The following is a 14,513-nucleotide window of genomic DNA, read 5'->3' as shown; positions in this document are numbered from 1 at the left end:
AAGCCCTGCCCGGCTATTCCTATAGTTTACCAGGGCATTAGTCCATATAACACAGGAGTTTGTCTGGATACACGGCTTACCTGACATCATATAGCTTTTTGTAATATAACTGGAAATGAGAAATTTATGCACATTTTCTTAAACAAAATACCCTTTCGGAAACTTTGGATATAAAAATCGTTTCCATAGTTTTACGCCATCATGAGCACTAGTGAGATAGAAGAAAGAACCGACCCGAAGCAGAAAATTTCCTGCACCGCTTTCCAGCTGTTTTGCCAGCGGGGCATTAAAAGCGTGTCGATGGATGATATTGCGCAGTTCCTGGCGATGTCCAAGAAGACGATCTACAAGTGGTTCGAGAACAAGAATGAGATCGTGGTGGCCTCTACGGGCGCTTACCTGCAGGACATGCAGCAGCGTTGCGAAGTACATTTTCAGGACTCCGCCAATGCCATCGAAGAGCTTTTCAATATCATGGCCATGACGCGCGAGCTCTTTAACCAGTTTCACCCTTCCGTTTTCCACGACCTGCAGAAATATCACCCCGAAGCTTTTAAACTATGGATGCAGCACCGCGACGACTATATGTTTGAAAAGATAAAGCTGAACCTGCTGCGCGGCATCAGGGAAGGCCTTTACCGCAAAGACCTGGATGTGGAAGTGATGGCGAAAGTACGGTTGGTGCAGGTGGAGTTGCCCTTTAACCCGGTGCTTTTTCCGCCACACAAATATGACCTGAAACGCGTGCAGATGGCTACCCTGGAACATTATATGCTGGGCCTAGCCACCCTGAAAGGGCATAAAATGATAAACGAGCTCAAGCAGATAAAAGAAGAAGAATAACCTACTACCTGACCAGAATAAAACATGAAAAAAAGAAGTACACTACTGGCTGCTTTACTGGCGCTGTTCAGCTTTTCGGGCGCGCAGGCCCAGGAAGCTATGCCGCTAAGCCTGCAGCAAAGCATAGAGTATGCCCTGCAAAACAGAGCCAGTTTAAAGGCGGCGCAGAACGAGGAAAAGATTGCTAAAGCCAGAACCGGCGAGATACGCGCCATGGGCCTGCCCCAACTGAATGCAGCCGTTGAAGTAGGCAATAACTTTATTCAGCAGAAAACTTTACTGGACCCCAAGGACTTTGGTGGTGCGCCGCAGGTACTCGATCCGTTCGTGATCACACCAGAGCAACTGGCTTCCGGCCAGCCGATAACGCTTGCACCCACTTACTCTACCCCGGAGCCACGCCCGGGAGAAGGTGGTTTGCAGGTCATCTCGTTTGTGCGCCCTTACACCGGCTCTGCCACTGTAACCGGCAGCCAGCTCTTGTTCGACGGTTCTTACCTGATCGGGTTGAAGGCTGCCAAAACCTATACCGAGCTATCACGCAAAACCACTACGCAAACCGAGATCGAGATAGCTGAGCAAGTGAGCAAAGCCTATTACGGTGTGCTGGTGAGCCGCGAGCGCATCGAGCTGCTGAACCAGAACCTGGTGCGCCTGGACACACTCCTGAACCAGACCCGCATCATGTTCCAGAACGGGGTGGCCGAACAGCTGGATGTAGACCGCCTGCGTGTATCTTATAACAACCTGAAGGTAGAGCAGCAGAAAGCCGATCGCCTGATGCAGCTAAGCGAGAACCTATTGAAATTCCAGATGGGCTTACCGCAGAACCAGGCTATTGTGTTAACCGACAAGTTAAACGAAGTGGAGGTAGACGTTACAAAGCCCAACACACAGAACTTTAACTATAGCAACCGCATCGAATACTCCATTCTGGAAACACAGCGCGACCTGGCTGCCCTGGATGTGCGCAACATTAACTCCGGATACCTGCCTAAACTATACCTGAACGCCCGCTACGGTTACAGTGGTGTCGGGGAATCGTTTTCTGATATTATGAGCGTACGCGCCGGCGCCAACAATACCACAGACCGTAACTGGTTCGACTTTGGGTATGTGGGCGCACAATTCCAGGTACCGATCTTTGATGGGCTGAGAAGGCATTACCAGGCACAACAGGCTAAACTCAAATTAGAAAATACCAGGTATGGTTTCGAAACCCTGCGCCAAAGCATCGACCTGGAACTGGAGCAGGCTTCTACCGAACTGACCAACGCCCTGGATGTACTGAAATCGCAGCAGGAAAACCTGGAACTTGCCGAGAGTATTGCCCGCGTAGCCAAGATCAAGTTTCAGGAAGGTGTGGGCTCTAACCTGGAAGTGATAACCGCTGAAACCGAGTTGCGCCAGGCACAGACCAACTATTACGCCGCCATCTACGACGCCCTGATAGCCAAAGTAAATTTAGAAAAAGCCAACGGCACCCTGACCACAAAATAAAACCATGAAAAACCTGACAGAACTGAAAATGACACGCATTATAGGCATCGCAACTATAGTGCTGATACTTAGCCTTACTGCCTGCGGAAAAAAAGATAAAGAAACCCAGTTAGCCGACCTGCGCGCGCAGCAAACTAAAATAGAAGCACAGATCGCCGACCTGGAAGCCCAACTGAAAGCCGAAGGCAAAAAAGTAAACAAGCCAAAGAAAACAGTGCCGGTATCGGTGGCAACGGTGCAGCCGGATACCTTTAGCCATTATCTGGAAATGCAGGGCAAAGTGGCGTTTGACCAGGACGTGCTGGTTAGTGCCCGCGTGCCTGGTGTGCTCACCAGCGTACGCGTGCAGCCCGGCGACCGTGTAAGCAAAGGCCAGACCATGGCAACTATAGATGCACAGGTACTGGAGCAGAACCTGGCTGAACTACGCACCCGCTTAGACCTGGCCCGCATTGCCTATGAGAAACAGAAAAACCTCTGGGACCAGAAAATAGGCACCGAAATGCAGTTCCTTACGGCCAAAAATAACAAGGAAGCTTTGGAACGTAACCTGGCGGCTCTGCAGCAACAGCGCGATCAGTTTAATGTGAAAGCTCCGGTTAGCGGCGTGGTAGACGAAGTTATCCCGAATACAGGCGAAGCAGTAGCGCCGGGCGTGGGCATTATAAGAGTTGTGAACATTGCCGGTGGCAAAATAGTGGCCGAGGTGTCGGAGGCATACCTCACAAACATTAAGAAAGGCGATAAAGCTATAGTTTACTTCCCGGACCTGAACAAAGAAGTAGAAACAACAGTGGATGTAGTAGGCAAATTCATAAACCCGACCAGCCGCACATTTACCGTGGAGCTTAAGCTGAAAGATGCCAAAGCCGTGGAGCTGCGTCCTAACCTGGTGGCCGTGGTGCGCATCCGGGACTATAGCAACGACAACACCATTGTGGTACCGGTAAACCTGGTGCAGAGAGACGAGAAATCGGAGTACGTGTATGTGGCTAAAAAAGAAGGCAACGGCTATATAGCAGCCAAACGCGAGATAAAGACCGGCAAGACCTACCAGGGCAAAACCGAAGTGCTGAGCGGACTCGCAGCCAACGACCAGGTAATTACCGCCGGCTACCAAAGCCTGAACGAAGGCCAGCCTGTTGTGTTTCAGCAAACCGCCGGTAGCAGCCTGAGCCAGAAATAAACCCTACATCCTTGAAACTATGAAAGAGTTTAAACCAACCAGTTGGGCTGTCAATAACAAAACCAGCATCTACATTATCACGCTGATCCTCTCGGTGTGGGGTATCTTTTCTTACATCAACATTCAGAAAGAGAACTTCCCTGACATCGTGATCCCGACCGTGTTTGTGGGTACTATTTACCCCGGCACATCGCCCACGGATATGGAAAACCTGGTTACGCGGCCCATCGAGAAGGAAATAAAATCTATCTCAGGGGTTAAAAAGATCACCTCTAATTCCATCCAGGATTTCTCGATGGTAGTGGTGGAATTTAATACTGATGTGGATGTATCGGAAGCGAAGCAGCAGGTAAAAGATGCCGTGGACAAAGCGCGCTCCGACCTGCCTACCGACCTGGACCAGGAACCAAGCGTGCAGGACATCAACTTCTCGGAGTTCCCGATCATGCAGGTAAACGTGTCGGGTAACTATAGTCTGGACCAGCTGAAGAACTATGCCGAAGACATACAGGACCGCATTGAGTCGCTGAGCGAGATTACCCGCGTGGATATGGCTGGCGCCCTGGACAAGGAAGTGCAGGTAGATGTGGACATGTATAAAATGCAGGCCGCCAAAGTTACCTTCAACGATATTGCCAATGCCATTGCCATGGAAAACATGACGCTTTCGGGCGGTAATGTAACCGTGGGTGAAATGAAGCGATCAGTGCGCGTGGTGGGCCAGTATGTAGACCCGAACAAGATCGGCGATATTGTGGTGAAATCGGTGCCGGGTGCCAACATCCAGTTAAAGGAAATTGCTGCCGTAAGAGAGGGTTTTGAAGAGCAGGAAAGCTTTGCCCGCCTGGACAATGCACCTGTTATTACCCTAAACGTGATCAAGCGCAGCGGCGAAAACCTGATCGAAGCATCGAACAAGATAGATGACCTGCTGAGTGAAATGGAAGGCTCGGTGCTGCCATCGGACCTGAAAGTAACGGTTACCGGCGAGCAGGCTACCCAAACCAAACACACCCTGAACGACCTGATCAACACCATCATCATCGGGTTTGTGCTGGTAACCATCATCCTGATGTTCTTTATGGGTACCACCAACGCTATTTTCGTGGGGCTTTCGGTGCCTATTTCTATGTTCGTGGCCTTCCTGCTGTTCGATTCTACAGGCGTATCGCTGAATATGATCGTGCTGTTTGCCTTCCTGCTGGCCCTGGGCATAGTAGTGGATGATGCTATAGTTGTGATCGAGAACACGCACCGTATTTTCCATAACTCAAACCTACCCATCGCTAAAGCTGCTAAAGTGGCTGCCGGCGAAGTGTTTGTACCAGTGCTGGCGGGCACGCTTACAACTATAGCGCCGTTCTTTCCGCTGCTTTTCTGGCCCGGTATAGTTGGGGAGTTCATGTTCTACCTGCCTATCACGCTCATTGTAACCCTGATGGCATCGTTGCTGGTAGCTTTTATCATCAACCCGGTATTTGCCGTGTCTTTTATGAAGAAGGACCACGCCGCCCCGACAGCTAAAAGCAACAAACGCTTCCTGATCATTATGGGGGTAGCGGTGGTAATAGCCATTATTTTCTACATCATAGGTTCGTTTGGTACGGCTAACCTGATCATGCTGGGAGTGATACTGGTAGCCCTGAACCGCTTTGTTTTCACCGTGCTGATCAACAAGTTCCAGAACAACACACTGCCTAAGTTTATGGCTGGCTATGAACGGTTACTGCGCTGGATGCTGGTAGGCAAACGCCCGATAGGTGTATTTGCCAGCATTTTCGGCCTGCTGATATTATCTATAGTATTAGTTGGCATCCGCTCGCCTAAAGTGGTTTTCTTCCCCGACAGCGATCCGAACTTTGTGTATGCTTACATTCAGCTGCCGGTAGGTACCGACCAGGTAGTTACAGACTCGGTAACACAGGTAGTAGAAAAGCGAATTTATAAGGTGATCGGTGAAAACAATCCGGATGTGGAGTCGGTTATCTCGAACGTGGCGATTGGCGCAGGCGACCAGAACGACCGAAGCACCACCGCACAATCACATAAAGGCAAAGTAACGGTGGCTTTTGTAGAGTTTATGGACCGCACCGGCGATAAAACTACTTCGGAATATCTGAGTGAGATCAGGGAATCGGTGAAAGGGATACCTGGTGCTGAGATTACCGTGGATAAAGAACAGAATGGCCCGCCGGTTGGTAAACCGATCAGCATCGAGATTTCCGGCGAAGAGTTTCCGGAGTTAATCGCGCTGTCTAAAAATGTGGAGCAGTTCATCGGCAACCAGCAGATTGAAGGAATAGAAGGCCTGAAATCGGACCTGGAAGACAGCAAGCCAGAGATCGTGATCAACATTAACCGGGAACGCGCCAACCGGGAAGGCATCAGCACCGCTCAGATAGGGCAGGAGATAAGAACGGCTATCTTTGGCAGGGAAGCCTCTAAGTTTAAACTGGACGAAGATGAATACCCGATACAGGTGCGTTACGCCGAGCCTTACCGCAAAAACATTGACGCCCTCCTGGACTCCCGCATCACGTTCCGCGACATGAACTCCGGGCAGGTACGCCAGATCCCGTTATCGTCGGTAGCAAGTATAGAATATGGCACAACTTATGGCGGTATTAAGCGAAAAAACCTGAAACGTGTCGTAACTTTGGAGTCGAATGTACTGGCCGGGTACAACGCCAACGAAGTGGTGCAACAGATAGAGCAGTCGCTGCAGAATTTCCAGACGCCGGAAGGCTACGAAGTACGCATGGGCGGGCAGCAGGAAGAGCAGCAGGAAACATTCCAGTTCCTGTTACTGGCGCTGGTATCGGCGTTTTTCATCATCTTCCTGATCCTGGTTACGCAGTTCAACTCGGTATCCAAACCATTCATCATCCTTTCAGAAGTACTTTTCTCCATTATCGGGGTGCTCCTGGGCTTCTCGATCTTTAAAATGGATGCGTCTATAGTTATGACAGGTGTGGGGATTGTGGCGCTGGCCGGTATTGTGGTGAAGAACGGTATCCTTATAGTTGAGTTTACGGACCTGTTGCTGGAAGAAGGCAAGGAACTGAAGGATGCTATAGTGGAGGCCGGAAAAACGCGCCTTAACCCGGTGCTGCTTACCGCCACGGCAACTATACTGGGGCTGGTACCGCTGGCACTGGGTGTAAACCTTAACTTCTATACCCTGTTTACGGAGTTCAAACCGAACTTTTTTATGGGTGGCGAGAGTGCAGCTTTCTGGGGCCCACTGGCCTGGACCATCATCTTCGGATTAGGGTTTGCAACTATAGTTACGCTACTAATTGTGCCGGTAATGTACCTATTGAACGAGAAATTGAAAGACAGGCTGATAGGCAAAAAGAAACGTGCCGCAGCCCTGAAGATAAAGCAGGACGAATTGCCTGTGAATGGTAAAGTTAGAGAATACACATATTAATAGTACCCATGATTACGACAGATAAAGCTATTGAGCAGGAGGTTATCCGCATCATTAGCAGAACAAAAAAAGTAAAGCCATCCCGCCTGAAAACCGACGTAAGCTTAGAGCAAAAGCTTGGTTTTGATACCCTGGATGTAGTTGATATTATACTTGCCCTGGAAAAGAAATACCACATCGTTATTCCGGATGAAGTTCCGATTAACACGGTTGGTGATTTTGTAACCTACGTGGCCGATCATTCGGAGCTGGTAGCGGCGTAAAACTTTTACATTTTAACCTATAGAAGGCGGGTTTGTTCCCGCCTTTTTTATGCTCCGGCCTGTAGACTCAACTATAGCTCAAATAAAATCAGGCACTCTTTCTGCAACAGCTGTGTTAGATCTGGGCATGATTAAACTTTATTCTTGAATGTGAAAATAGGTGATTTTGGGTTCTGGCGAGGGTCGTTTAGAGCGGAATAGCAGCGCTATTGCGCGAGAAACAGCCGCGGCCAGGTTCCGAAAGCGCACATTTGCAACTCAAAGTATAAATTTTAATCATGCTCTAACCTAAATCTGTGCTAACTTGCGCCGCAATTTCATAAAACGCTAAAAACCTGTGAGAAACGTATCGTTTTCGACCTCTACATTTTTACTGGCAGCTGTTCTTTACTTAACCGGCTGCACCAGTACATCCAAACTACAGACGCAGGCCCCGGAAGCTACTGTTTCGGCGGCCCCGTCTTACCAGCCAAAGCTCTCATCTATAACTATACCTGTAAGTGTGCAGGTAGCAACTATAGAAGAGATGCTGAACCGCGAATTTGCCGGCGTATTGTACCGCGACACCAACCTGGACGATGACAACGTGGCCGTAACGGTAAATAAGAATGGCCGCATCAGCATACGTGCCGAGAAAGACAAACTATACTTTAGCGTGCCGCTGAACATTTATGCCAAAGGCCGCTGGAAATGGGACCCTTGCCAGCTTTGCCCGGCCATTGACAAGACCGAAGACACCCGCTTCGACATGGTGATCAATACGGAAAGCAAAATAAACCTGACCGAGGACTATAAGCTGAAGACCACCACCACCGGCAATTTTGAGTGGGGCAATACCAAACCGGTACTGGAGCTGGGTCCGCTAAAAATTGGCTTAGCCCGCTTTGTAGAGCCGGAGCTACGCAAGCAAATGGCTAACCTGACCAAACAACTGGACAATGAACTACAGAAGCAGGTAGATGTAAAGAAATACGTACTGCAGGCCTGGACCATGCTGCAGGAGCCGGTAAAAGTAAACGACGACATGAACGCCTGGCTACAGGTAGTGCCGCAGGATGTACGCGTAACGCCGCTGCAGCTACGCAACGGTACGCTGGCCATGCGCATTGGCATTACCTCTTACATAAACGTTACCACCGATGGCAAACCTGCCGTTAAAACCAACAAAGCCCTGCCAAAACTGGTGCTGGATAATAAGCTAACCGACAACATACAGGTAGGCTTAACCGCTGATATACCGTACACGCACGCCAGCAAAATGCTGCAGCAGCAGGTAGCCAACCAGACCTATAAATTCGACGATGGTAAAAGCCAGATCACGGTAAAAGATGCCGCCATCTCACCTGCCGGCGACAAGCTTACCCTGATGCTGGATGTGGATGGAAAAACAAAAGCCGGGCTGTTCACGAAAAAGATAGTGGGCAAAGTATACCTGCGCGGCACCCCATATTACGATGCAGCCACATCCTCTATAAAAGTGCGCGACGTGGATTATACTTTAGAAACGAAAGACAAACTGCTGAATACCGCCAGCTGGTTAGCCAAGAACAAGTTTAAGGATATGATTCAGCAGCAGGTGAACATACCAGTGAAAGACCAGCTGACAGATGCGCATAAATCTTTGCAGCAAGCGCTGGATAAACAGGGCCGCGTACACGAATCGGTGATGCTGAAAGGAAAGATACAGGCCATTGAGCCCGATAACATTTACCTGACGCCGACGGCCATCCGCACCGTAATAAACGCCAAAGGCAACCTGACTGCCACGATCGATAAACTATAGGTAAAGCGAATATCCAGACTATAAACGGCCGCTAAATAAGTGGCCGTTTATAGTTTCCGGATTGGCTTAGGGCTGTTAAAAACCTGTGCCGGCACCTGCTTGGGTGTTGCAATGTTTTCGAGGGTAAAGTCGCCTTCCGGGTTGCTGCGGTCCGATGCCAGCATTATAGTTCCGTATGGTTTATAGTCTGACCAGCGGCGCGTAAAAGTGGGTTTCTTGTCATGAAAGTCTTTGTAGTAAGCCCACTGCGTTACCAATCCCGTTTTTTTATCCACCCACAGGTGATATTTGTTCTCCGGCGTCAGGCCTACATGGTCGAAGGTCATCTCCAACATATTTGCTACAGCGCCATCCATGGTCTTGCCTTCGCCGAGGTACTTCAGGTGTACGCCCGGGTCCTGTAGTTTAAAGGGCATCACGAGCCAGTAAGAGTTATTTATCCAGAGGGCATAGGCCTGGTCCAGCAACTTACGTTTTTCTCCGGCATCCGTGATTTCCTTTCCGGCAGCATATACTTTGCCGTTTTTGGTACGGGTATCCAGTATAACTACCAGGCTGTCTTTCTCCCACCGGAATTTGTCCTGCTTTTTGTCCCACACCTGGTACTGGTCCCTGAAGCTCCAGGCTATAAAGCGGGTATTGTCCCAGCCTTTTTTGCCACCCATGTTTTTAAGCGCCCGTTGCGCCACTGCCTGTGCCTTTGCATCCTGGGCCAGCGCTGTAGCGGGAGCAGCCACACTTATTAAAACCAACAGGAACGCCAGCAGCCCTGCTGCGCCAAAAGTATGTTTGTGCTTTTCCATGTTACAACCAGTTTATAGTTTGATTTTATACGTTCCTGAAGCTTAAATTGCCATACCTGCAAGTGTTTACCAGTAAATCCAACTATCAACTATAGCAGAACGTAATCAGAAACCTAAACAAACCGCCCCGCTAATGGCTACTTTTACTTTTAAAGATATATTCTCGCTACTCAAAACGTCGGTCTCCGAGTTCCTTGACAACGACTCGTTGCGACTGGCCGCGGCACTGGCATTCAATGCCATTTTCTCTATCCCGCCGCTGTTGCTTATCATTATAAAGGCCGCCGGCTTTTTCCTCGGCGAGGCGGCCGTTTCCGGGGAACTCTCTAATCAGATCTCGACGGCAGTTGGACCCGAAGCAGCCAAGCAGGTAGAAACTATAGTGCAGAACGCCACGCTGAGCGAAAGCGGCTGGGCCCTTTGGGTTGGTATCGGTACCCTGTTATTTGCCGGCACAACCTTCTTTGTAACCCTGCAACAATCCCTGAACACTGTCTGGAACCTGAAAGTGAAGCCAACCAATGGCATTCTGCGCATGGCCAAAGAGCGACTTTTCTCGTTCGGCATTATCCTGAGCATTGCGTTGCTTATGTTGTTCTCGCTGGTGATGAGTGCAGCTATTTCGATCCTGAGCGGTTATATCTCGGATATGTTGCCCGGCATTGGCGTCTGGCTCATCAAGCTAATTGATTTTATAGTTTCCGTGGGGCTCATCTCGCTGCTGTTTACCCTGATCTTTAAGTACCTGCCCGATGGCATTATCCGCTGGAAAGACACGCTGATCGGTGCAGTGGTAACGGCGTTGCTTTTTGGCTTAGGCAAATTCCTGATCAGCTGGTACATCGGCACGTCAGACCCGGGCTCGGCGTATGGAGCGGCCGGTTCTATTATCGTTATCCTGGTCTGGATCTATTATTCGTCGATGATCGTGTTCTTCGGGGCGGAGTTTACACAGCAATATGCCGAGCGTTACGGCCAGCACATCCGGCCAAAACCACATGCCGTATTTGTGCGCACCGTAGAAGAAACCTCTGACAAAACAGACAAAACCAGCGGCCGGCCAAAACCAGAAGGCAGGTATAACAAGAATCCGTAAATTTTCGTGTCTGGTGTTTCGTTTTTCGTGTTTCGGTCAGGGCTATAGTTAACCAAACTATAGTTCTATAGCTCTACCGCCCTTGCTCGCGTCCCGCGAGTGTGCGCTACCAGCGGACTCTGGCCGCGCCAAGCTATAGTTCATAGTTCCTGCCGCAAGTTTAGCGCAGCGTAACTTGTGGCTGTGCATGGCAGCCAGTTTTCAACTGGCTTTGCTTTGCAAAAGCAAAACAAACTATAGCCGTAACTATAAAACTATAACAAGTTGATTTCAGCTGTTCGGGGCATTTTAAGTACGCGTTCATTGTGAGCAGCGCGGACACGGATGTCCGCAGCAGATAGCTTTCGGATTAGGAAGTCCGAAAGAGCATGTTGGCTATAATTCTATAATTATAGTTGTATTACTTTTACTCGCAGAATAAGCTATAATTTAACGCGGCCAGAGTCCGCTTGTAACGCACACTCGCGGGACGCGAGCGAGAGCTATTACTTCCCTGCCCCAACCCAAAAAGAACCACAAAAAACCCCGGCTGCCTTAACAACCGGGGTTTATACTATATAGTTGAAACGGCTATAGTTTAAGCCTGTTGCTTTTCCTTCACAGCCAGCTGGCCACAAGCGGCGTCAATGTCTTTACCACGGCTGCGGCGCACGTTTACCTGTAAGCCACGGTCAGCCAGGTAGTAGATAAACTTCTGCAAACGATCGTCATCCGTATTCACAAAATCAGCGTTGGCAATCGGGTTATATTCGATCAGGTTAATCTTGCATGGGATGATCTTGGAGAAGCGAAGCAGTTCTTCGGCATCCTGCAGGCTGTCATTAAAGTTATCGAACACAATGTACTCATAGGTAACTTTACGGCCTGTTACCTGGTGGTAGTGCTTCAGAGCATCCTTCAGGGCTTCCAACGAGTTGGTTTCGTTTATCGGCATGATCTGGTTGCGCTTCTCGTCGTTTGCCGCGTGCAGCGACAAGGCCAGGTTCGCTTTCACACCATCATCGGCCATCTTCTTGATCATTTTAGCAATACCGGCTGTACTTACTGTTATGCGGCGTGCGGCCATACCTAACCCATCGTGCGCGGTAATGCGCTCAATGCTCTTCATTACGTTGGCATAGTTCAGCATTGGCTCGCCCATACCCATGTACACAATATTGGTCAGGCCTTCGCCGTACTGGCGTATGCTTTGCTCGTTTATGCGCACTACTTGGTCGTAAATTTCGGCGGCATCGAGGTTACGAACGCGGTCCATGTAGCCGGTTGCACAGAACTTGCAGGTAAGCGAGCAGCCAACCTGGCTACTTACGCAGGCCGTTTTGCGCTCGTCGTGCGGTATTAGTACGCCTTCTACAATGTTGCTGTCGTATAGTTTAAACGCAGATTTTATAGTTCCGTCGTTGCTCAGCTGCTCGGTAGCCACCTGCACGGCATTAATGGCAAAGTGCTGTTCCAGCTTTTCGCGCAGGACCAGGCTCACGTTGTTCATCTCCGCAAACGACTGGATAGAGTGCTTCCAGAGCCACTCATAGATCTGCTTGGCACGGAAAGGCTTTTCGCCCTGCTCCACCAACCAGGCTTTCAGGTCGTCGAGCGACAGTTTGCGGATGTCTTTTTTATTTAAAACAGGAATATCTGCGATCAAATTCATACCACAAAATTACAAAAATCATCCGGCTTTAGTTTCAATCTTTGCCTTTACTTCGTCGGGGAGGGGCATTAGTTTGCGTTCGGTATAGTTAAAGCACAGCATTCCGGTTTTGGCGCGGGCTACTTCTTTGCCATGCTGGTTTAGTACGTGGTAGGTAATATCAAAACCATACTTGCTGATGTCGTCAAACGCCATGTTTATAGTCAGGATATGTCCATAAAAGCCTTCGCCTTTATACTCGATGCCTACATCGGCCATAATTAAACTGGCGCCGCCTATGCCCAGTTCGCTCCAGCCATAGTTGCCCAGCAGCTGCATGCGTGCTTCGTGCAGAATGGAGAGCAGGGCATCGTTGCCCAGGTGGTTGCCATAGTTCAGGTCGGTTACGCGCACCGGTATGGTTGCCGTAAAGTGTATGTGTTCGGGTATGGTTACTTTTATGCGTGCCACTTGTATTGCTGCTTGTTAGTTGTTGATTGCCTGCATCTGTTAACAGGAGTTCTCCCTGAATTAGTAACGGATCAGGCATATTTCTGTAAAAGTACCAGTAAACTATCACTCTTGCCGCCGGGCTTACTCATCATTTCCACTAATTTTAAATATTTATGGCGCTACCAACTATAGTGTAATCTTATAATTCGTAAAATCTTCTGAATCATCGTGCTAATTATGATTACATTTGTAGCTTACACTCATCATCATGCACCTCGAGATTCGCCAGACCAAAGATGGCTCTAACACCCTGTATGTACCTGAACTAAACGAGCACTACCACTCGGTGCACGGCGCGTTACAGGAGTCGCAGCATGTGTTTATAAAGCACGGACTGGAGCATGCCCTGGAGCAGAAACGCGATGTAAAAATTCTGGAAATCGGTTTTGGCACCGGCCTTAATGCTATCCTGACGCTGCCTTTCGCCCTGGCCCAGCAGGCGTTCATCCAATACGATACCCTGGAGAAATATCCGCTTACAGCCGAGGTAGTGGAGCAACTGCACTTTGAGCAGTTTATACTGAACCCGGAACTGCTGGACTACTTCAAAAAGATGCACGCTGCCCCCTGGAACGTGCCCGCAGACCTAAGCCCGTATTTTACACTGCAAAAGATACACGAAACCCTGGAAGAGTTCTGCCCGCCGGATGCTTACTACGATGTGATCTACTTCGATGCGTTTGCGCCTGAAAAGCAACCGGAACTATGGACAAAAGAAGTATTCGCTAAGCTGTACAAAGCGGTTCGCCCCGGCGGTGCGCTGGTAACGTACTGTGCCAAAGGTGCCTTTAAGCGCAACCTGAAAGCGGCCGGATTTACTGTAGAGGCACTGCCCGGACCTCCCGGAAAACGCGAAATGACACGTGGCACACGCCCTGTGCTATAGTTTTTTTCTGCCTGCTTATCAGTTAATTACACTTTCAAGAAGTATAACTATAGCTGTACTGGCCTTGCATTTATACTTTTATTTAGCAAGTGAACTTTAACTTTCCGGATATTGTAGTATTTTGCGTTAGCTTGAAACATCCTTTACCCTATAGTTTACAAATGAAGAAATTATTTACGAAAGCAATAGTAAGCCCGATAAAGGCAATTGGCCGTGGCGTTGTAAAACCATTCCAGTCGAAATACGAAGTGGTTTGCACTACCTACCAGGTAATACCGGGCCTGCCGGTTAGCAAAAACGAGCAGACTCACGCCTTTGAGCGCGGCGCTTCTTTAAAAGCAAGAGAGTTCTACACCAAAGTAGTATCGTCTGACATGACCAGAACTATGGCGCCTGTAGAAGTGAAGCTGCGCAAAATTTACCTGAGCGGTAAAACCATAGAGCAGGCGGAGTTCGGCCCGGTACAGCACCTGAAAAACGCTGGCAATAAAAAGAAATAACAGCTTCGGCTATAGTTATAAAAGCCCTCCTGACACCAGTTGTCGGGAGGGCTTTTGATTTTCAGTTGGAAGGTGCA

General features: G+C 49.2%; 12 protein-coding genes. 9 read left to right on the top strand and 3 right to left on the bottom strand.

Annotation, left to right across the window (positions count from 1 at the left end; all coding sequences use genetic code 11):
- The first annotated feature begins 201 nt into the window (after positions 1-201).
- The 6 genes from H7F15_RS02280 (at position 202) to H7F15_RS02255 (ending at position 9,008) form a co-directional block, all read left to right on the top strand.
- Positions 202-843 (top strand): TetR/AcrR family transcriptional regulator, encoded by a 642-nt coding sequence (locus tag H7F15_RS02280; RefSeq protein WP_185195318.1) that lies wholly within the window; start codon positions 202-204, stop codon positions 841-843.
- A gap of 24 nt (positions 844-867) precedes the next feature.
- Positions 868-2,343, top strand: coding sequence for a TolC family protein (locus tag H7F15_RS02275; RefSeq protein ID WP_185195317.1), 1,476 nt, complete (start codon positions 868-870; stop codon positions 2,341-2,343).
- A gap of 4 nt (positions 2,344-2,347) precedes the next feature.
- A complete protein-coding gene (locus tag H7F15_RS02270) occupies positions 2,348-3,529 on the top strand; it encodes an efflux RND transporter periplasmic adaptor subunit (protein WP_255481034.1) in 1,182 nt (393 codons plus the stop codon).
- Positions 3,530-3,548: 19 nt separating this feature from the next.
- A complete protein-coding gene (locus H7F15_RS02265; RefSeq protein ID WP_185195316.1) occupies positions 3,549-6,962 on the top strand; it encodes an efflux RND transporter permease subunit in 3,414 nt (1,137 codons plus the stop codon).
- Positions 6,963-6,970: 8 nt separating this feature from the next.
- Positions 6,971-7,225 carry an acyl carrier protein gene (locus H7F15_RS02260; protein WP_185195315.1) on the top strand — a complete coding sequence of 85 codons (255 nt, stop codon included), beginning with the start codon at positions 6,971-6,973 and terminating at the stop codon, positions 7,223-7,225.
- Positions 7,226-7,562: 337 nt separating this feature from the next.
- Complete coding sequence (locus tag H7F15_RS02255) at positions 7,563-9,008, top strand: DUF4403 family protein (RefSeq protein WP_185195314.1); 1,446 nt, start codon at positions 7,563-7,565, stop codon at positions 9,006-9,008.
- A 47-nt stretch (positions 9,009-9,055) separates the two neighbouring features.
- Here H7F15_RS02255 and H7F15_RS02250 read toward each other — a convergent pair whose 3' ends face one another.
- Positions 9,056-9,811: a DUF6503 family protein gene (locus H7F15_RS02250; protein ID WP_185195313.1), complete on the bottom strand. Its 756-nt coding sequence runs from the start codon at positions 9,809-9,811 to the stop codon at positions 9,056-9,058.
- Between the two features lie 133 nt (positions 9,812-9,944).
- On the opposite strand from H7F15_RS02250, the gene H7F15_RS02245 reads away from it, so the two are divergent.
- Complete coding sequence (locus H7F15_RS02245) at positions 9,945-10,907, top strand: YihY/virulence factor BrkB family protein (RefSeq protein WP_185195312.1); 963 nt, start codon at positions 9,945-9,947, stop codon at positions 10,905-10,907.
- Between the two features lie 577 nt (positions 10,908-11,484).
- Here H7F15_RS02245 and rlmN read toward each other — a convergent pair.
- Together rlmN and H7F15_RS02235 are read right to left on the bottom strand one after the other, a co-directional pair.
- Positions 11,485-12,558, bottom strand: a complete 1,074-nt coding sequence (gene rlmN / locus H7F15_RS02240; protein ID WP_185195311.1) for a 23S rRNA (adenine(2503)-C(2))-methyltransferase RlmN — start codon at positions 12,556-12,558, stop codon at positions 11,485-11,487.
- An 18-nt stretch (positions 12,559-12,576) separates the two neighbouring features.
- Positions 12,577-13,008 carry a thioesterase family protein gene (locus tag H7F15_RS02235; protein WP_185195310.1) on the bottom strand — a complete coding sequence of 144 codons (432 nt, stop codon included), beginning with the start codon at positions 13,006-13,008 and terminating at the stop codon, positions 12,577-12,579.
- Between the two features lie 250 nt (positions 13,009-13,258).
- On the opposite strand from H7F15_RS02235, the gene mnmD reads away from it, so the two are divergent.
- Both mnmD and H7F15_RS02225 read left to right on the top strand, forming a co-directional pair.
- On the top strand, positions 13,259-13,936 hold the full coding sequence (mnmD, locus tag H7F15_RS02230) for a tRNA (5-methylaminomethyl-2-thiouridine)(34)-methyltransferase MnmD (RefSeq protein WP_185195309.1): 678 nt from the start codon (positions 13,259-13,261) through the stop codon (positions 13,934-13,936).
- Positions 13,937-14,097: 161 nt separating this feature from the next.
- Positions 14,098-14,436 carry a hypothetical protein gene (locus H7F15_RS02225; protein ID WP_221626961.1) on the top strand — a complete coding sequence of 113 codons (339 nt, stop codon included), beginning with the start codon at positions 14,098-14,100 and terminating at the stop codon, positions 14,434-14,436.
- The last annotated feature ends 77 nt before the right edge of the window (positions 14,437-14,513 follow it).

Source organism: Pontibacter sp. Tf4, assembly GCF_014212495.1.
Taxonomy (GTDB): domain Bacteria; phylum Bacteroidota; class Bacteroidia; order Cytophagales; family Hymenobacteraceae; genus Pontibacter.
This window is presented reverse-complemented; position numbering and strand designations above follow the sequence as displayed.

Excerpts from the sequence above, each read along its gene's own strand:
- H7F15_RS02270 (WP_255481034.1), top strand. The coding sequence starts at position 2,348 with ATGAAAAACCTGACAGAACTGAAAATGACACGCATTATAGGCATCGCA.
- H7F15_RS02280 (WP_185195318.1), top strand. The coding sequence starts at position 202 with ATGAGCACTAGTGAGATAGAAGAAAGAACCGACCCGAAGCAGAAAATT.
- mnmD (WP_185195309.1), top strand. The coding sequence starts at position 13,259 with ATGCACCTCGAGATTCGCCAGACCAAAGATGGCTCTAACACCCTGTAT.
- H7F15_RS02275 (WP_185195317.1), top strand. The coding sequence starts at position 868 with ATGAAAAAAAGAAGTACACTACTGGCTGCTTTACTGGCGCTGTTCAGC.
- H7F15_RS02265 (WP_185195316.1), top strand. The coding sequence starts at position 3,549 with ATGAAAGAGTTTAAACCAACCAGTTGGGCTGTCAATAACAAAACCAGC.
- rlmN (WP_185195311.1), bottom strand. The coding sequence starts at position 12,558 with ATGAATTTGATCGCAGATATTCCTGTTTTAAATAAAAAAGACATCCGC.
- H7F15_RS02225 (WP_221626961.1), top strand. The coding sequence starts at position 14,098 with ATGAAGAAATTATTTACGAAAGCAATAGTAAGCCCGATAAAGGCAATT.
- H7F15_RS02245 (WP_185195312.1), top strand. The coding sequence starts at position 9,945 with ATGGCTACTTTTACTTTTAAAGATATATTCTCGCTACTCAAAACGTCG.
- H7F15_RS02250 (WP_185195313.1), bottom strand. The coding sequence starts at position 9,811 with ATGGAAAAGCACAAACATACTTTTGGCGCAGCAGGGCTGCTGGCGTTC.
- H7F15_RS02260 (WP_185195315.1), top strand. The coding sequence starts at position 6,971 with ATGATTACGACAGATAAAGCTATTGAGCAGGAGGTTATCCGCATCATT.